Source organism: Nocardia sp. NPDC004340 (genome assembly GCF_053602575.1).
Map to the genome: position 1 here is coordinate 600,538 of NZ_JBSGDW010000001.1, position 18,137 is coordinate 618,674.

Below are 18,137 nucleotides of genomic sequence, written 5' to 3' on the forward strand. Positions count from 1 at the left end.
CTACTTGACCGCCCGCTCGTACGCCTCCGCGAGCTCGATCTGGGTGCGGATGCGTTCCCCGAGGACCGGCGTCCAGTCCGGCGGCGCGGCGACGGCGGCCCAGCCGTCGAGGACCAGGGAGCCGTACCGGTGGCCGTGCCCGTCGCTGACGCCCTGGGCGTTGGTGAGGTCGGCGACGACCTGCCAGAAGGTGACGAACGGCCACCACCGCATCTGCGAGGACACGTCCGCGCCGCGCGGTTCGGACAGCCAATCCGGTTGGGAGAAGATGAGATCCGACGACCACCACACGATGGGGTCGGACGGATGCTGCAGGTAGGCGATGCGCGGTTTGCGCCACTCCGGTGAGGGCCGGTTCAAATCCTCGGCGGTGGCGGCGAACCGGACCACCAGCCCGTCGGCGTAGATCGGATCCACTTCGCGGGTGCCCAGGTCGCGGCGTTGAACGAACTGCCGCCACAGTCGATTCGAGTTGGGCGGCCCCACCCACAGCGCGCCGTCGACCTTGGAGCGCAGATCGGCCAGCCCATCGAAGGCGGACTCGGAGCCCTGCGAGCCGAGGCTCTCGCCGTACACGAGCAGCTTGGGCCGATGGTCGGCCGGCCGTTGCGACCAGGCCCGGTACACCGCGTCGAACATGGTGCGCCCGTTGGCCGCGACCTTCTCACGGTCCGCCAGGAACGACAGCACGCTCGGCAGATACGAGTACTGCGAGGCCACGATCGCGGTGTCGCCGCCCCACATGTATTCGAGCGCGGCGGCCGCCTCCCCGTTCACCCAGCCGGTCCCGGTGGTGGTGGCCAGCACCAGCACCTTGCGGTCGAAGGCCCCGGTGCGCTCGAGTTCGGCGACGGCCATGTCCTCCTCGCGCATGTCCTGGGTCGCCGATTTCAGTCCCACGTACACCCGAATCGGTTCGCGCGCGGGCTTTCCGGTGACGGCGCTGATCAATACCGGATCGGGTCCGTGTGAGACGAACCACCGCCCCTCCGACCCCAGCGTCTCCCACTTGGCCAGTGAGGCCGGGCTCCCGGAACGCTCCGGCTTCACCGGCTGCACCGCGAAGTCGCTCATCTTGTCATTGCGCACACTGAACGCCGAGTTGGCGACCGCGAAGAAGGCCCGGGTGGCGACGCCGTTGAACAGGGTCACGATCAGCACGGTCAGCAGCAGCGCCCCGATGGCGGGCGCGAGCGCGGGCGGCACCTTCACCCACCGGCTGAGCAGCCGAGCCAGGAACCGCACCGCCTCCCGCAGCGTCCGGTAGACGGCGACGACGAGCGCGCCGACCGCCACGCTCAGTCCACCCGTACGCAGATACGCGGCGCGGGTGGTGCCCTCCATGTTCATGAGGCTGGTGATCTCGCGCTGCCAGTCCGCCGACAGCACCAGCATGTAGGCGGCCACCAGGGCGCACGCCGCGACCACCGCGACCTTCACCAGGTAGCGCACCCATTCGGGCGGGGTCTCGACCGGAATTCGTGGCCGCGCCCACCGCAGGAACGCCCATTGCAGAACACATCCGACGCCGTACCCGATGGCGGCGTTGAGCCCCGAGATCAGGCCCTGGAACAACCAATCTCGCGGCACCAGCGAGGGCGTCACCGACCACGCGAAGAAGATGGTCGCCACCACCAACCCCGTGTGATTGAGGTCGATGATGTCCTCCGCCCGTCGCGCGACCACGGCGGCGCGTGTGCGCAACCGGGTCAGGGCGTCGGCGGAGTCCAGCACCCGTCAAGTATGGACGCAACCGGCCCGAATCCGGGGAGCCCCACGTGTGAGAGGGGCCATCACCCGGGCGTGTCGGACACGGCTTCTACCGACCCGGCTCGAGTAGATGTACTCGGTCGATTCGACGGCGCGACAGCCACACTCGGATTCATGAGCAACCCCAGCGCACAGACCAAGTCCACCACGGCGTTTCTGGCGCAGGCCGCGATCGCCTTCGGAATCAGCTTCTGCGCCTTGATCATCGGCATCGCCTACCTCCCCCTCGACATCTGGCAGCGCGGCTTCCTCCTGATGGCCATGCTGTTCCTGGTCAGCAGCAGCTTCACGCTCGCGAAAGTCATTCGCGACCAGCATGAATCGTCGAAGGTGCACCAGCGCATCGACGAGGCCCGGATGGAGAAACTGATGGCCGAACACGACCCTTTCAAGATCAACTAGATTGTCGCCCCGAGCGGATACGCTGGCCGTCCCCCTTGATCTCCAAGGGGTTTGGTTAGGGGAGTACAAAGCATGAAGAAGTCGATCCTGGGCCGTTCGAGCATCGGGTTCGCTGCCATGGCAGCGGTGGGGGCGGCCGCGGTCGCGACAGCGACGACCGCGTCGGCGGGCGTGGTGAACACCCTGCAACTGCAGGCCTCGCAGGCCTACTGCGTCGGCACCACCTACACGATCAGCCTGTCCGCCACCGATGCCACGGCATTGATGGCCCAGGCCGCGGGCTACTCGAGCATCACGTTCGTCTGGGCGCCCGCCCCGCAGGGCACGACCACCACCATCGCCACCCTGCCGTATGTGGCGGGCCAGGGCATGACCGTGAATTGGGCGCCCACCTATGCGGGCGATACCAGCCTCGGGGCATTCGCCTACGACTCGGTGCTCGGCCCCAACGCGATCATCGATTCCATGATCCCCAACGTCCACGTGGTCCAGAGCGCTCCCGCCGGAGCGAGCTGCACACCGACGACTCCGCCGACCACGACGCCGCCGACGACCGGAACCGGTAGCGCGAGCTCGATTCCGGTGATCGGCCCGCTGCTGAGCAGTCTGTTCCACTAGGTCCGCGCCGCGGCGGCGACTCGATCGAGCTGTCCCGCAAGCAAATATGGCGAGAGCCCGCCGGAAGCATCCGGCGGGCTCTCGTCGTCACTGTCGACTCAGTGGTCGGCGTTGCCGAAGAGGGCGGGAAGGGTGCCCTCGTGGGCGGCGCGGAGCTCGTCGAGGGTGGCCTTGAACAGACCCTGGACCTCGACGGAGTCGGAGCCGTCGTCGACGACGCCGATGCGGGCCCAGGGGAGGCCGCGGGCGTCGCACATCTTGGTGAAGCGGGTCTCCTCCGAGCGGGGGACGGCGACCAGGACGCGGCCGGCGGACTCGGAGAAGAGGGTGACGAACGGGTCGGCGCCCTCGGGAAGGATGATGCGGCAGGCGGTTTCACCGGCCAGGGCGGCCTCGACGACGGTCTGGATCAGGCCGCCTTCGGAGACGTCGTGGGCGGCGGAGACCATGCCGTCGCGGGAGCCGGAGACCAGGATCTCGGAGATCAGCTGCTCGCGGGCGAAGTCGACCTTCGGGGGCAGGCCGCCGAGGTGGTCGTGCTCGACCTGCGCCCAGATGGAGCCGTCGAGCTCGTCGTGGGTCTCGCCGAGCAGGATCAGGGTCTCGCCGGGCTCGGTGCCCAGGCCGGTCGGGATGCGGCGGTGCACATCGTCGATGACGCCGAGCACGCCGACCACGGGGGTCGGCAGGATGGCGGTCTGGCCGGTCTGGTTGTAGAACGACACATTGCCGCCGGTGACCGGAATGCCCAGGGCCGCACAGCCGTCCGCGAGACCGCGCACGGCCTGCTGGAACTGCCACATGACGCCCGGGTCCTCCGGCGAACCGAAGTTGAGGCAGTTGGTGACGGCCTTCGGGACGGCGCCGGTGACGGCGACATTGCGGAAGGCCTCGGCCAGCGCCAGCTGCGCGCCGGTGTACGGGTCCAGCTTGGTGTAGCGGCCGGAGGCGTCGGTGGCCAGGGCGATGCCGCGGCCGGACTCCTCGTCGATGCGGACCACGCCGGCGTCGGCGTGCTCGGCGAGCACGGTGTTGCCGCGCACGTAGCGGTCGTACTGCTCGGTGATCCACTTGCGCGAGCACAGCTGCGGGCTGGCCAGCATCTTCATCAGGGTGGCGCGCAGTTCGTCGCCGGTCTGCGGGCGGTTCAGGCGCGAGGCCGAATCCGCGTTCAGCGCATCCTGATCCGCGGGCCGCTGCACCGGGCGCTCGTAGACCGGGCCCTGGTGGGCGACGGTGCGCGGCGGCACGTCGACGACGGTCTCGCCGTGCCAGGTGATGACCAGGCGGTCGCCGTCGGTGACCTCACCGATGACATTGGCGTTGACGTCCCACTTCGCGCAGACGGCCATGAAGGCGTCCACGTTCTCGGGGGTGACGACCGCGCACATGCGCTCCTGCGATTCGCTCGACAGGATCTCGGCGGCGGTCATGCCGGCGGCGCGCAGCGGGACCTGGTCCAGGTCGACCAGCATGCCGCCGTCACCGGCCGCGGCCAGTTCGGAGGTGGCGCAGGACAGACCGGCGCCGCCGAGGTCCTGGATGCCGACCACGAGTCCGGCGTGGTACAGCTCGAGACAGCACTCGATGAGGACCTTCTCGGCGAACGGGTCGCCGACCTGGACGCTGGGGAGCTTCTTGCGGCCGGAGCCGGATTCGTCGCCGGAGAAGGTGTCCGAGGCGAGCACGGACACGCCGCCGATGCCGTCGAGGCCGGTGCGCGCGCCGAACAGGATGATCTTGTTGCCCTGGCCGGAGGCGAAGGCCAGGTGCAGGTCCTCGACCCGCATGACGCCCGCGCACAGCGCGTTGACGAGCGGGTTGCCCTGGTAGGACGAGTCGAACACGGTCTCGCCGCCCACGTTCGGCAGGCCCAGCGAGTTGCCGTAGCCGCCGACGCCGCGGACGACGCCGTCGACCACGCGCCGGGTGTCGGGGTGGTCGGCCGCACCGAAGCGCAGCTGGTCCATCACCGCGATCGGGCGCGCGCCCATGGCCATGATGTCGCGCACGATGCCGCCGACGCCGGTGGCCGCGCCCTGGTAGGGCTCCACGTAGGAGGGGTGGTTGTGCGATTCGACCTTGAAGGTGACCGCCCAGCCGTCGCCGATGTCGACCACGCCGGCGTTCTCGCCGATGCCGGCGAGCATCGACTTCTTCATCTCGTCGGTGGTGGTCTCACCGAAGTAGCGCAGGTGCACCTTGGAGGACTTGTAGGAGCAGTGCTCCGACCACATCACCGAGTACATGGCGAGCTCGGCGTCGGTGGGACGGCGCCCGAGGATCTCCTTGATCCGGGCGTACTCGTCGTCCTTGAGGCCGAGTTCCTTGTAGGGCTGCGGGTGGTCCGAGGTGGCCGCGGCGTTGCTGACGGTATCGACGTGGCTGGTCACGGGAATACCAGAGTCCTTTCGGCCGGGCAGGTCGGAAGCGAATGCCCGCGTTGCTGGATGTCGGCGAGATACGAACCGAGTCTATTGCCTGGGTTTTCCGCGCTTGACGCCGCCTCCTCCGCCTCCCCGTGACTTCAGCGCCCGGCGAACGGGCCGTAACCGGTCCCACATGCGGACCGGCGGTCGATTTCCTGACCGATTCTGGGCGTGCCCAGGGAGTTACCCGCATCGGCGCGAAATCAGTTGTCACTACAGCGGACGAGAACAACACCGCCACGCTGTGATGACCGCCACTTCCCGGCCCTGGACCGCCGCCCGGGGCGAGGGCGGTCACCCGTTACTCTGTGGCGGTGAACGATCGATCCGGGGTCGCGGATCCGACCGAACAACCCGTGACCACGCCTGCGGGGCTGACTCGGCGGCAGGGAGAGCTGCTCCTCGTCGCGGTCGCACTGTTCGCGGTGTCCGCTTTCATCAGCTATCAGGCCAAGCTCTGGCACGGATACATCGACCTGCAGGTGTACCGCAACGGTGCGCGGGCCTGGCTCGACGGCAAGGATCTGTACGGCCCGATGCCGCCGGTCTACGGACTCGGACTGCCGTTCACCTATCCCCCGCTGGCCGCGTTGTTCTTCGCGCCGCTGGCCCTGATGCCGCTGGCCGTCGCCGAATGGGCGGTATTGGCGGTGTCGATCGCCTCGCTGGGCGTGACCCTGTGGGTGGTGCTGGACCGGATCCGCCCGACCCTGGCCTGGCAGACCCGCGTGGCGATCGTGATCGGCGCGGTCGCGCTGTTGCAGCTGCTGGAACCGATCCGCCAGACCTATGGATTCGGCCAGATCAACCTGGTGCTGATGGCCGCGGTGGCGCTGGACTGCCTGGCGCGCAAGACCTTCTGGCCGCGCGGCATGCTGATCGGCATCGCGGTGTCGGTGAAGCTGACCCCCGGCGGCTATCTCCTCTACTTCCTGCTGCGCAAGGACTGGAAGGGCGCGATCACGCTCATCGTGTCCGCCATCGGCGCGGTGGCGGTCGGTTTCGTGCTGTTCCCGCACGATTCGCCGGAGTACTGGTTCCACACGCTGGCCGACACCGGCCGTATCGGCCCGCCCTGGTACGCGGGCAATCAGTCGATCAAGGGCTTCGTGTTCCGGCTCGGCTACTCGACCTCGATGTCCACGCTGATCTGGCTGGTGCTGTCGGTGGCCGCGGTGGCCCTGGCCGCGCTGTGGATGAAGCGGCTGCTGGACGCGGGCTCGAATGTGGCCGCGCTGATGGTGAATGCCGCGGCGGTGCTGCTGGTCTCGCCGGTCTCCTGGTCGCATCACTGGGTGTGGATCGCGCCCGCGCTGATCGTGGCCGCCGACGCGATCTCGCGCGGCCGCCGCAATCCGTGGTTCCTGGGCGCGGTGGGCGCGGCCGTGGTGATGTTCGCGATCGGCCCGATGTGGCTGCTCCCGCACGACCACGACCGCGAGCTGACCTGGAACTGGTGGCAGCAGATCGTGGGCAACAGCTACGTGCTGTTCACGCTGATCGTGTTCGTGGTGGCGGCGCTGACCTATCACCCGAAGGCCGCGGCGGCCGACGCCGAACTGTCGAAGGCCTAGTACCCCGAAACGACGAAAGGGCCGCCCGCACGAATTGTGCGGGCGGCCCTTCGTTTCGGACGGTGGATCAGCCGACGGCTTCCGGCGTCAGGAACGCCGCGAGCGCCGCCGCGTAGGCGGCCACATCGGCCGCGCCCATCATTTCGCGCGCCGAGTGCATGGCCAGCTGGGCCGCGCCGACATCCACGGTGGGCATGCCGGTGCGGGCCGCGGTCATCGGCCCGATGGTGGAGCCGCACGGCAGGTCGGCCCGGTGCACGTAGCGCTGCAGCGGGACATCGGCCTGTGCGCAGGCCAGCGCGAAGGCGCCCGCGCCGGTGGCGTCGGTGGCGTAGCGCAGGTTCTGGTTGACCTTGAGCACCGGTCCCCCGTTCACCTCGATGCGGTGCAGGGGCTCGTGCCGGTCCGGGTAGTTGGGGTGGGTGGCGTGCGCCATGTCGCCGGACGCGCAGATCGAACCGGCCAGCGCCGTCAGGTATTCGGCGCGGCCGCCGCCGCGGGTGAGCACGATGCGTTCCAGCACGGTGGGCAGCAGGTCGGACTGCGCGCCGCGATCGGACTGGCTGCCGACCTCCTCGTGGTCGAACATGGCCAGCACCGGCACGGCCGCACCGGGTTCGGCGATGGCGGCCAGGAAGGCGCGCAGGCCGGCGTAGCAGGTGCCCTGATTGTCGAGCCGGGGCGCGCTGACCAGGTCGCGGTCGCGGCCGATCAGCGTGGACGGCGCCAGATCATGGGTCATGAGTTCCCAGCCGAGCACCGCCTCGGGCTCGATGCCGGAGCGTTCGGCGACGAACGCCAGGAAGGAGCGCGGTTCGCCGCCGATCCCCCACACCGCGTTCACGTGCCGCTGCGGATCCAGCTGCACCCCGCGCCGGTCGTCGGAGAGGTGGATGGCCAGTTGCGGCACCCGCAGGAGGGGTTCGTCGATGCGAATCAGCCGCTCCCGCACCAGGTTTCCGTCGCGCACCGAGATCCGCCCGGAGATGCCGAGGTCGCGGTCGAGCCAGGAGTTGAGCCAGGCGCCGCCGTAGGGTTCCAGCCCGACCATCTGCCAGCCCGCGACGGCCGTGTCCGGGTGCTGCTTCACCCGCAGGTTGGGGCTGTCGGTGTGCGCGCCGACCACGCGGAAGGGCGTGGCCTGCCCGGCGGGCGCGCCGGGTCCGCCGTCCGCCCACGCGACCAGGGAGCCGCCGCGCACCACGTAGTAGCGGCCCGCGCTGCCGGAAGGCCAGGGCGCCGATTCGGAGAGCCGGGTGAAGCCGTGGTCGTCGAGTTCCGCTGCGACAGTGCGGCAAACGTGGAACGGCGACGGGGAGGCATCGATGAACGCACACAGGCCGGCGGCGGTCGCGGTGGTCTCGGCAACAGGCATGGCCTCGAGCTTATCCGCCGACCCGAGCCCACGGCGGGCAGCCGGGAGCTACCCGGGCAGCGGGGCTTCGGCGACGCGGCCCAGCAGGCGGACCAGCTCGAGGTAGTCGTCGTTGCCGAGACTGCGGCGCATCTCGGCCTCGGCGCGGGCCTCCTCGGCGCGCACCTCGGCGACGAGTTCCTCGCCGCGGCGGCTCAATCCGATGAGGATGCGGCGGCGGTCGTCGGCCGCGGCGACCCGGAAGATGAGTCCGCGCTCGGCCAGGTGATCGGCGTGCCGGGTGGCCGAGGACGGGGCCAGCTGGGCCCGCGACGCCAGTTCACTCATGGTGATGCCGATGTCGGCGGAGAGATTGGTGAGCATGCACCACTGGTCGGCGGTCAGCCGCCGCGCGCACAGCGCGGCGTCCAGGTGACGAAGCCAACTCCGCTCGGCAGCCCGGAGGGCTCCATGCAAGGTAGAAAATCCACCTAGAATTGTCGCCATATTTCCCGCCCGTCAGAAAACCGCTTGAACGAGGGGAAGGGTAACCGATGTCCCCGTTCGACGGGAATCCCGAGAACGTCTTCGAGATCATCAACATAGTTCCGCAGCAGGGTCCCGGCGGTATCTTCGGGCCTTCCTGTGAGGCGGCCATTTCTCTGGCGTTGGAAGAAATCAACTCCGGTACCGGAATTCTCGGAAGAGAATTGCGCGTCACCCACATAGACGGCGGCCGGGAACCGCCCGTGGTGGCGGCGGAGGTGTCCGCGCTGCTGGCCACCGGCCTGGTGCGGGCTGTCACGGGATGGCACACCTCGGCGGTGCGGCGGGCGGTGGAGCGGGTGACCGCGGGACGGGTGCCCTATCTGTTCGCCACCGATCACGAGGGCATGGACTCGGCATCGGCCCCCGCGGGCCTGTTCATGATCGGCGCGGACCCGCAGCATCAGATCCTGCCCGCCCTGGACTGGCTGCGCCGCTCCTGCGACGCGCGCCGTTGGGCGATCATCGGCAACGACTACGTGTGGCCGCGGCGCACGGCGGCGGCGGTGCGGGCCGCGCTCACGGATCCGGAGCTGATCCCACTGGAGGTGTTCGTGCCCATGAACACCCACGATTTCCGGGACTTCCTCGACGATCCGCGACTGGATTCGGCGGACGGAGTGATCGTGCTGCTGGTGGGCGCGGACGTGGCCCGCTTCAATGTGCAGTTCACCCGCGCCGGCCGGACCGCGCAGCAGGTCCGGGTGAGCCCGGCGGTGGACGAGAACGTGCTGCTGGCCGCGGGCGGCGGCGCGAATCACAATCTGTTCGTGCCGTCCGGATTCTTCGTGAACGGCCCGCACGACCGGGAGCGGCAGAACCGCTACCGCCGACTACACGGGGGCTTCGCGCCCTCCCTGACGAACTTCAGCAACACCAGTTACGAGGCCATCCACACCCTGCGCGGCATGGCGGAGCTGGCCGGTTCCCTGGACGTGCGGCGGATCCAGTCCGCGATCGCGGACCGTCCGGTCATCGAAACCCCGTGGGGCGAGCTCGGATTCGAGGGCCGACAAGCGATCCGCCCGACCTGGCTGGCCAGGGCGGGCGGTATCGACTTCGAGATCCTCGACGGGATCTAGTTATTCGTTTGTTCGCGTGATTACGCGGAGACCAGGCTGTCCAGCACGGACAGGAACAGGCCCAGGCCGTCGTCGCTGGGGCCGGTGAGCGGCTCGGTGGCGTGCTCGGGGTGCGGCATCAGGCCGACGATGCGACGGTTCGCGGAGGTGATGCCCGCGATGTCGCGCTGCGACCCGTTGGGGTTGCCGCCCGCGTAGCGGAAGACCACGCGGCCCTCGCCCTCGAGCTCGTCGAGCACCTCGGCGGACGCCTGGAAGCGGCCCTCGGCGTTCTTGACGGGGATGAGGATCTGGGCGCCCGGCTCGTAGCGGGTGGTCCAGGCGGTGTCGGTCTGCTCGACGGTCAGCCACTGGTCGCGGCAGACGAAGTGCAGGCCCTCGTTGCGGGTCAGCGCGCCCGGCAGCAGGCCCGCCTCGCAGAGGATCTGGAAGCCGTTGCAGATGCCCAGGATCGGCATGCCCTGCTCGGCGGCCTTGATGACCTCGCCCATGACGGGGGCCATCGAGGCGATGGCGCCCGCGCGCAGGTAGTCGCCGTAGGAGAACCCGCCGGGCACGACGACCGCGTCGACCTGCTTGAGGTCGGCATCGGCGTGCCACAGCGAAACGGGCTCGGATCCGGCCAGTTTCACGGCCCGGGCGGCGTCGACGTCGTCGAGCGTGCCCGGGAAGGTGATGACACCGATGCGGGCGCTCACAGCCGGACGACCTTCCAGTCCTCGATCACGACGTTGGCCAGCAGCGTTTCGGCGATCTGCTCGAGATCGGCGTCGCTGACGTCGTCGGCGACGTCCAGCTCGAATCGCTTGCCCTGCCGCACATCCGAGATCCCGGGGTGCCCGAGACGCCCCAGCGCTCCGACGATGGCCTGTCCCTGCGGATCCAGGATCTCGGCCTTCGGCATCACCTCGACCACGACACGTGCCACGCGTTGCTCCTCAGCTGGTGGGGCGGCGCTCGGTCCGGGCATGCCGGGCCGAGCGGGGGGTATCGCTGATCAGCGTAGTTGGCGGGGGCGGCGCGGGCCGCGCCGGGGCTGACCGTCCGTGGCCTGCGCCACAATGGGGTCGGCCGCGACCCGGGGCGACTGACGGAGCGTGCCAGGCCGCTGCGGGGCTACCGTTGTCCCATGCGCATAGCCCATTTCGGACATTCCTGCATTCTGGTGGAACTGAACGGCGCGAAGATCCTATTCGATCCGGGCAATTTCTCGCACGGATTCGAGGGCATCACCGGATTGGACGCCATCGCGGTCACCCATCAGCACCCCGACCACATCGACTCGAACCGGATCGGGGCCCTGATCGAGGCGAATCCGCAGGCCAGGCTCCTGTCGGACCCGCAGACCGCGCTGCAGCGGGGTGAGCCCTGGGAGGCGGTTCATGCCGGAAATGTACTGAAAGTCGGTGACGTCCAAATTACTGGCGGCGGTGGCCGGCACGCGGTCATCCACCCGGAGATCCCGGTAATAGACAACACTGTCTTCCAACTCGGCACCGCGGAAGATCCATCTCAACTCGTCCACCCCGGTGATTCACTGTGGGTTCCGCCGACACCCGTCGGCGTTCTCGCCATTCCCGCCGTCGCACCGTGGATGCGTATCAGCGAGGCCGTCGATTACCTGCGGGCGGTAAATCCCCGCATCGCCTTCCCCATCCACTACGGGATCATCGAGCCCGCGGCACAGGGCATCTATTTCGGTCGGCTGGCCGAAATGGGTCCGGCCAATACCGAATTCCGGGTCGTGGAACCCGAGGACAACGCCGAATTCTGATTCCGCGCCACCGGGCGGGAGCGGCCACCGCCCGGCGGCGCGAGTTCATGGAAACTACTGCGGCGGAGGCGGATTCGTGGTGAACTGCGCGACCGCCGCGCCGACCCCGGCGCCCACCAGAGCGCCGACCAGGGCACTCGCGCCGCCGATGATGGCCGCGCCCAGGGTGCAGCCGCCGACGGTGCCGGTGATCGCGCCGCCCGCGACGCCGAGCGCCGCGCCGGCCTCCGCGAATCCGGGCACCAGCACCATCTCACCGGAGACGATGACCGGCGCCAGCAGCGCGGCCGCGATGATGCCCGCGATGAACCCGAGCACGCCGCCCGCGATGGCTCCGACGCCCGCGCCTGGCCCCGCGCCGAGGGCACAGCCCGCCGCCGCCCCCGGGATGCCGCCGGCGAGCGCGCCGATGGCCGCGCCCTGCGCGACGGTGGTGTCGAACCTGTCCTGTTGCTGCTGCTGGGTGTCGGGCAGCGGCAGGGCGCCGGGGGTGGGGTCGAGGATGGCCTGGCCGGGATCGGATTCCGGGGTCAGCTCGACCGACTGGTCGGAGACCAGGGCTCGGATCGGGTACCGGAGGTCGTCGACCTTGTAGTACAGCGCGAGGGTGCGGACGACCCGCCCGCCCGGCTCGCGGATGACCAGAGTGCCGTTCTCGACGGCGAAGCTGCCGTTGTCGAGTGTGATCGAGGCGGTTCTGTCGGCCAGGCTCGCGGTGACGGTGACGTCTTCCGGGGCGGCCGTGGTGGTGCCGGAGGTGATGAACAGCGATGACAGTGTGACGGTGGTGAGAAACGCGGCCGTGGTGGCCGGGGTTCTGCCGTGCTTCATGCTGGCTCCCTCGAGTCGGCGAACCTTCCCTTCTCTGACCGAAATGACCAGTTCAGTGTTCACCGACTCGAGCACCCGCACGGCGGAACGCGAAAAAATTACCGCTGACCCGCGCTATCGGTAGGAAGCCAGGAAGAGCGCCTCGGCGAGGGCCATGTTCTCGATCTCCGTCGGATCGACGCTCTCGTTCGGCGCGTGGATCAGGCACTTGGGTTCCTCGACGCCCATGAGCATGATCTCGGCCTCCGGATAGGTGTCGGCGAAGACATTGCACAGCGGGATCGAGCCGCCCTGCCCCTCGGTGGTGGCGGGCCGGCCGTAGGCGGCCTCCATGGCCGACGACATGGCTTGCCGCGCCGGGCCGTCGGTGCTGCCGACGAACGGCGAGCCGGTGGCCTCGGTCTCGACGGTCACCTTCGCGTGCCACGGCGCGTGCGACTTCAGGTGTGCGGTCAGAGCTTTCAGCGCCTCGTCCGGCTTGGTGCCCGGCGGGATCCGCAGGTTGAGCCGCGCCCGGGTCTTGGGCTGGATGGCCGCCGAGGAGCCGACCACGGCCGGGACGTCCATGCCGAGCACGGTCAGCGCCGGTCGAGCCCACAGCATGTCGGCCACCCTGCCGCTGCCGAGCAGGTCGACACCGTCGAGAACATCGGCGTCGGAACGGAATTGGGCCTCCGGGTAGTCGTGGCCCTCCCACACCTGGTCGTTGCGCAGGCCGTCGACGGTGGTGTTGCCGTCCGCGTCGCGCAGCGTGCCCAGCAGGTGGATCATGGCCGCGAGCGCGTCGGGGGCCGGACCGCCGAACATGCCGGAATGCATGGGGCCGGACAGGGTTTCGACGGTGACGACCACGTTCACATTGCCGCGCAGGGTCTGGGTGAAGGTGGGGACGCCGACTGCGAAGTTGCCGCAGTCGCAGATCAGCAGGGTGTCGGCGCGCAGCAGGTCGGCATTGCCGGGCACGAACTCCTCCAGGCCGCCGGTGCCCTGCTCCTCGGAGCCCTCCGACACCAGCACCAGCCCGACCGGGAAGTCGTCGCCGTACACCTTGCGCAGCGCCCGCAGCGCGGTCAGGTGCATGACGATATTGCCCTTGCAGTCGGCGGCGCCGCGCCCGTACCAGCGGCCGTTCTTCTCGGTGAGCTGCCAGACCGGGGTCTGCCAGGCGGCGTCGTCGAGCGGCGGCTGCACGTCGTAGTGGCAGTACAGCATGATCGTCGGCGCGCCCGCGGGGGTCTCGCTGCGCGCGACCACGGCCTTGCTGCCGTCGGGCGTCTCGTACAGCCCGACATCGGTGAGGCCCTCCGCCCGGAAGGCGTCGGCCACCCACTTCGCGGTCTTCTCGCATTCCTCGATCGGGAACTGCCGGGCGTCGTACACCGACTTGAACGAGACGAGCTGGGCGAGATCGCTTTTCGCCCGCGGCATGAGTTCCTTCACGGCCGCGCGCAGAGCGGCCGTCGTCGAATCGTCCTCGGTTTCAACGGTACTGGTCATGGGCGTCCTCGCGTGGTCAGTGGTGGTCGTCGGAATCGACCGTGTCACCAGTCTTCAGGTCGCCGACACTCTTCAGGTAGGAAGTGCTTGCCATATAAGCCAACAGGCTCGGGTAGTAGAAGATCGTCATGGCGAATTGGCACCACACGGCCAGGAATCCCCTTTCCAGTCACTCCACCGAACCGTTCCCCGCCACCGTGCTGAATAGTAACCTTTCAGCAACTATCTACCGATTACGAAACGGTAGCTTGCAGAACCAGTTTCGATGAGCAGAGCTGGCTACCATCGATGCGGCAAACCTCTGCGTGCGCGAGATCGGAGCCCCATGACCGGCATTCTCGAACCCGACGACGTCTTCGCGATGCCCGGCATCAAACGCGCCGCGCCACACCGCGGGTTCCCCGAGCACGAGACGTTCCCGCAGGTCGCCTACCAGATCGTGCACGACGAACTGCTGCTCGACGGCGTCTCCCGGATGAACCTGGCCACCTTCTGCACCACCTGGGTCGACGACCAGGCCCGGCGGCTGATGAACGAATGCCTGGACAAGAACATCGTCGACAAGGACGAATACCCCCAGACCGCCGAACTCGAGCAGCGCTGCGTGCACATGCTGGCCGACCTGTGGAACTCCCCCGACCCGATGGGCACCCTCGGCACCTCCACCACCGGGTCCAGCGAGGCCGCCATGCTGGGCGGACTGGCCGCCAAGTTCCGCTGGCGCAAACGCGGCGGCACCGGCCTCCCCAACTTCGTGTGCGGTCCGGTGCAGGTGTGCTGGGAGAAGTTCGCCCGCTACTTCGACGTGGAGATCCGGCAGGTCCCGTTGCGCGGCGAGCGCTACACCATGCACCCCGACGACGTCGCCGCCCACTGCGACGAGAACACCATCATGGTGGTGCCGACCTTCGGCCAGACCTTCACCGGCCTGTTCGAGGATGTCGAGGGCATCAGCGACGCGCTCGACGCGCTACAGGAGAAGACCGGCCTCGACATCCCGATCCACGTCGACGCGGCCAGCGGCGGCTTCCTCGCCCCCTTCTGCGCACCCGAGATCAGCTGGGATTTCCGGCTCCCCCGGGTCAAGTCCATCAACGCCTCCGGCCACAAGACCGGACTCGCGCCGCTGGGCGCGGGCTGGGCGATCTGGCGGACCGAGGCGGACCTGCCCGAGGAACTCATCTTCAACGTCGACTACCTCGGCGGCAATATGCCCACCTTCAACCTGAACTTCTCCCGCCCCGGCGGGCAGGCCGTCACCCAGTACTACGACTTCATCCGGCTCGGCCGCATCGGCTACCACAATGTGCAGACCGCCATCTACAACGCCGGGCAGCATCTGGCCAAGGGGCTCACCGAGATCGGGCCGTTCGAACTCATCCACGACTCCGACCCGCGCCGCGGCATCACCGCCGTCTCCTGGAAGGTCGCGGGCGACTCGACGCTCAACCTCTACGACCTGTCCGATCGCCTGCGCACCCGCGGCTGGCTGATCGCCGCCTACCCCCTGCCCGCCGACCGCCAGGACGAGACCATCCTGCGCGCGGTGCTGCGCCACGGCTTCACCCACGACATGGCCGACCTGCTGCTCGCGGACCTGGCCCGCAGCCTGAAGGTGCTCGACAAGCACCCGATGCGCACCTCGCTCACGCGCGAGGAGGCCGGCGGCTTCACCCACAGCGCCGAGCCCGCCGTCCCCACGGCGGACCTGATGGCCGCCGCGAGGACCAAGCGAAAGAAAAAGAAGAAGTGACCTACGCGCCGCTCGCGCCCACGGTGTCCAGCACCCAGGCGAACTCGAAGGCGACTTCCTTCCACTTCTCGTAGCGGCCGCTGACGCCGCCGTGGCCGGCGCTCATCTCGGTCTTCAGCAGCAGCTGCGAGTCGCCGGTCTTGGTGGCGCGGAGCTTGGCCACCCACTTGGCGGGCTCGACGTAGAGCACGCGGGTGTCGTTGAGACCGGTGATGGCGAGGATCGCCGGGTAGTCCTGGGCCGTGACGTTTTCGTACGGCGAGTAGGACTTCATGTACTCGTAGACTTCCTTGTCCTCCAACGGGTTTCCCCACTCGTCCCACTCGGTGACGGTGAGCGGCAGGGAGGGGTCGAGGATGGAGGTCAGCGGGTCCACGAACGGCACGTTGGACAGGATGCCCGCGAACAGTTCGGGGGCGAGGTTCGCCACCGCGCCCATGAGCAGGCCGCCCGCACTGCCGCCGTCGGCCACCATGCGGTCCGGCGCGGTCACCCCGGAATCCACCAGATGCCGTGCGACGGAGACGAAGTCGGTGAAGGTGTTCTTCTTGGTGAGGGTCTTGCCGTGCTCGTACCAGAGCCGGCCCATCTCACCGCCGCCGCGCACGTGCGCCACCGCGAACACCATGCCGCGGTCCAGCAGCGACAGCCGCGCCACCGAGAAGTACGGGTCGATGGCCGCTTCGTAGGAGCCGTACCCGTAGAGCAGCAACGGCTTCGGCTCCGCGACCGCGTCCTTCCGCATCACCAGCGAGATCGGCACCCGGGTGCCGTCCGCTGCCACCGCCCAATCCCGGTGCTGCACATACTCGTCGGCGTCGTAGCCGCCGAGCACCACCTGCTCCTTGCGCAGCAGCAGCTCACCGGTCTCGGGCACGTAGTCGAAGACCTGGGTCGGGGTGATGAAGGAGGTGAGCCCGATGCGCAGCATGGGCTGCTCCCACTCCGGGTTCGCGCTCAGCCCGGCCGAGAACAGGGCCAGGTCGAAGTCGATGTCCTTCAGCTCGCCGTAACCGTCGGCGGTCAGCGGCCACACCGCGACCCGGGGCAGCGCCTCGCGGCGGTAGCTCAGCACCAGCTTGTCGGCGAAGGCGTCGATGTCCTCGAGCCGCACGTCGTCGCGGTGCGGAATCAGGATCTTCATGGCGGCCGGATCGGCCAGCGGGGCCTCGGCCAGCACGAAGTTGACCGCCTTCGCGCCGTCCACCACGTCGTTGTGCAGGATGAGCAGCTTGTCCTCGCCGCCGATGACGGCGTGCTCGGCCGAGTACTCCACGCCCTCGCGGCGCGGGATGAGCACCCGGAACTCGCCCTCGGGGTTGTCCGCCTCCAGGATCCAGTTCTCGGTGGTGATCTTGGATCCGGTCATGATGACCAGGAACTGCTCCGAGCGGGTGGCGCCGATGCTGACCCAGAAGCTCTCGTCCGGCTCGTGGAAGACCCGGACGTCGGCGGACTGCTCGGTGCCCAGCCGGTGCCGCCACACGCTGTCGGGCCGCCAGGAGTCGTCGAGGGTCTGATAGAAGACGTGGGTGCCGTCCAGCGACCAGGTCGCGCCGGGCGCGATGTTCGGGATCTCGTCGGCCAGCAGTTCACCGGTGCGCAGGTTCTTGATGCGCAGCGTGTACCGCTCGTTGCCGAGGGTGTCGGCCGAGTAGGCGAGCATGTCACCGGCGTGGCTCAGCGAGTACGCGCCGAGCGCGAAGAAGTCGTGGCCCTCGGCCAGCTCGTTGGAGTCGAGCACGATCTCCTCGCCCGGGATCTCGACGTCGGCCTCCAGCTTGGGCGGGGTCCAGTCGTCCGAGTCGGCGATCGGGCAGCGGCAGTGCACACCGTGCTGCTTGCCCTCGAAGGTGCGCGAGTAGTACCAGTAGTCGCCCATGCGGGTGGGCAGCGACAGGTCGGTCTCCTGGGTCCGCCCCTTGATCTCCTCGAAGATCTTCTCCCGGAGCGGGCCCAGCTCGGCGGTCTGCGCCTCGGTGTAGGCGTTCTCCGCCTCCAGATACGCGATGACCTCGGGGTTCTCCTTGTCCCGCAGCCACTCGTACTCTTCGATGACGACGTCCCCGTGGTGCACGCGCTCCGTCGGCACCCGCTTGGCGATCGGCGCCACCACCGCGCCGCTGATTGACGTCGTGCTCCCACTGTCCAAAGCCATGGGACCAACTTAGTGGGGAACCCCCGCGGTGGGGGTCAACGGGCGCGGCGCTGCCTCGGCAGGGCCGTCACGCGCTGCTCGTACAGGTAGAAAACGGCCGCCTTCCGGCGAGCGCATTGATCGGTGGGGCAACTTCGGTGGATCCGCAGGATGCTGTGGGCCAATTCCACCGAGAACCGCTCGGGAACCACCGCACAGCTGTCGGAGACCGGGGCTGCGCGTTGCGGGGACCATGGCGTGCGCACCACATACCTCCTTCCGCTGACAGAAGATGGAATATCCGATCCGAACCCTTCACAAACACTGGCATGATGAGTGCGATCTACATCACCGACCAGTCCTGCTGGTC

General features: G+C 68.7%; 15 protein-coding genes. 6 read left to right on the forward strand and 9 right to left on the reverse strand.

What is annotated here, in order from left to right; all coding sequences use genetic code 11:
* Window positions 1–1,734, reverse strand: coding sequence for an alpha/beta hydrolase (locus tag ACWEOI_RS02490; RefSeq protein WP_452358766.1), 1,734 nt, complete (start codon window positions 1,732–1,734; stop codon window positions 1–3).
* A gap of 150 nt (window positions 1,735–1,884) precedes the next feature.
* Between ACWEOI_RS02490 and ACWEOI_RS02495 the strand changes: the two genes are divergently transcribed.
* Both ACWEOI_RS02495 and ACWEOI_RS02500 read left to right on the forward strand, forming a co-directional pair.
* A complete protein-coding gene (locus ACWEOI_RS02495) occupies window positions 1,885–2,172 on the forward strand; it encodes a YiaA/YiaB family inner membrane protein (protein WP_357089635.1) in 288 nt (95 codons plus the stop codon).
* Window positions 2,173–2,244: 72 nt separating this feature from the next.
* The gene (locus tag ACWEOI_RS02500) at window positions 2,245–2,790 is read left to right on the forward strand and encodes a hypothetical protein (RefSeq protein WP_433670342.1); all 546 of its coding nucleotides are present in this window, start codon (window positions 2,245–2,247) and stop codon (window positions 2,788–2,790) included.
* A gap of 98 nt (window positions 2,791–2,888) precedes the next feature.
* On the opposite strand, the gene purL is transcribed toward ACWEOI_RS02500, so the two are convergent.
* Complete coding sequence (purL, locus tag ACWEOI_RS02505; protein WP_452358767.1) at window positions 2,889–5,183, reverse strand: phosphoribosylformylglycinamidine synthase subunit PurL; 2,295 nt, start codon at window positions 5,181–5,183, stop codon at window positions 2,889–2,891.
* Window positions 5,184–5,533: 350 nt separating this feature from the next.
* Between purL and ACWEOI_RS02510 the strand changes: the two genes are divergently transcribed.
* Window positions 5,534–6,793, forward strand: coding sequence for a glycosyltransferase 87 family protein (locus ACWEOI_RS02510; RefSeq protein WP_433670338.1), 1,260 nt, complete (start codon window positions 5,534–5,536; stop codon window positions 6,791–6,793).
* 67 nt (window positions 6,794–6,860) lie between these two features.
* On the opposite strand, the gene ACWEOI_RS02515 is transcribed toward ACWEOI_RS02510, so the two are convergent.
* Both ACWEOI_RS02515 and ACWEOI_RS02520 read right to left on the reverse strand, forming a co-directional pair.
* Window positions 6,861–8,168: a M18 family aminopeptidase gene (locus tag ACWEOI_RS02515; RefSeq protein WP_433670336.1), complete on the reverse strand. Its 1,308-nt coding sequence runs from the start codon at window positions 8,166–8,168 to the stop codon at window positions 6,861–6,863.
* A 48-nt stretch (window positions 8,169–8,216) separates the two neighbouring features.
* Window positions 8,217–8,624, reverse strand: coding sequence for a MarR family transcriptional regulator (locus tag ACWEOI_RS02520; RefSeq protein ID WP_433670334.1), 408 nt, complete (start codon window positions 8,622–8,624; stop codon window positions 8,217–8,219).
* Window positions 8,625–8,701: 77 nt separating this feature from the next.
* Here ACWEOI_RS02520 and ACWEOI_RS02525 point away from each other — a divergent pair, with 77 nt between their 5' ends.
* On the forward strand, window positions 8,702–9,775 hold the full coding sequence (locus tag ACWEOI_RS02525) for a substrate-binding domain-containing protein (protein WP_452358768.1): 1,074 nt from the start codon (window positions 8,702–8,704) through the stop codon (window positions 9,773–9,775).
* Window positions 9,776–9,795: 20 nt separating this feature from the next.
* On the opposite strand, the gene purQ is transcribed toward ACWEOI_RS02525, so the two are convergent.
* Window positions 9,796–10,473 (reverse strand): phosphoribosylformylglycinamidine synthase subunit PurQ, encoded by a 678-nt coding sequence (gene purQ / locus ACWEOI_RS02530; RefSeq protein WP_379105899.1) that lies wholly within the window; start codon window positions 10,471–10,473, stop codon window positions 9,796–9,798.
* Window positions 10,470–10,703, reverse strand: coding sequence for a phosphoribosylformylglycinamidine synthase subunit PurS (gene purS / locus ACWEOI_RS02535; RefSeq protein WP_357089657.1), 234 nt, complete (start codon window positions 10,701–10,703; stop codon window positions 10,470–10,472). Before purS ends, purQ begins: the two co-directional genes overlap by 4 nt.
* Before the next feature lie 201 nt (window positions 10,704–10,904).
* On the opposite strand from purS, the gene ACWEOI_RS02540 reads away from it, so the two are divergent.
* Window positions 10,905–11,549, forward strand: coding sequence for an MBL fold metallo-hydrolase (locus ACWEOI_RS02540; protein WP_357089660.1), 645 nt, complete (start codon window positions 10,905–10,907; stop codon window positions 11,547–11,549).
* 54 nt (window positions 11,550–11,603) lie between these two features.
* Here ACWEOI_RS02540 and ACWEOI_RS02545 read toward each other — a convergent pair whose 3' ends face one another.
* Together ACWEOI_RS02545 and ACWEOI_RS02550 are read right to left on the reverse strand one after the other, a co-directional pair.
* Window positions 11,604–12,380, reverse strand: a complete 777-nt coding sequence (locus ACWEOI_RS02545; protein ID WP_452358769.1) for a hypothetical protein — start codon at window positions 12,378–12,380, stop codon at window positions 11,604–11,606.
* A gap of 114 nt (window positions 12,381–12,494) precedes the next feature.
* Window positions 12,495–13,877 (reverse strand): M20/M25/M40 family metallo-hydrolase, encoded by a 1,383-nt coding sequence (locus ACWEOI_RS02550; protein ID WP_452358770.1) that lies wholly within the window; start codon window positions 13,875–13,877, stop codon window positions 12,495–12,497.
* 325 nt (window positions 13,878–14,202) lie between these two features.
* On the opposite strand from ACWEOI_RS02550, the gene ACWEOI_RS02555 reads away from it, so the two are divergent.
* A complete protein-coding gene (locus tag ACWEOI_RS02555; protein ID WP_433670327.1) occupies window positions 14,203–15,630 on the forward strand; it encodes a glutamate decarboxylase in 1,428 nt (475 codons plus the stop codon).
* 1 nt (window position 15,631) lies between these two features.
* Here the strand turns inward: ACWEOI_RS02555 and ACWEOI_RS02560 are convergent, their stop codons facing one another.
* Window positions 15,632–17,788, reverse strand: coding sequence for a S9 family peptidase (locus tag ACWEOI_RS02560; RefSeq protein ID WP_452358771.1), 2,157 nt, complete (start codon window positions 17,786–17,788; stop codon window positions 15,632–15,634).
* Window positions 17,789–18,137 lie beyond the last annotated feature (349 nt).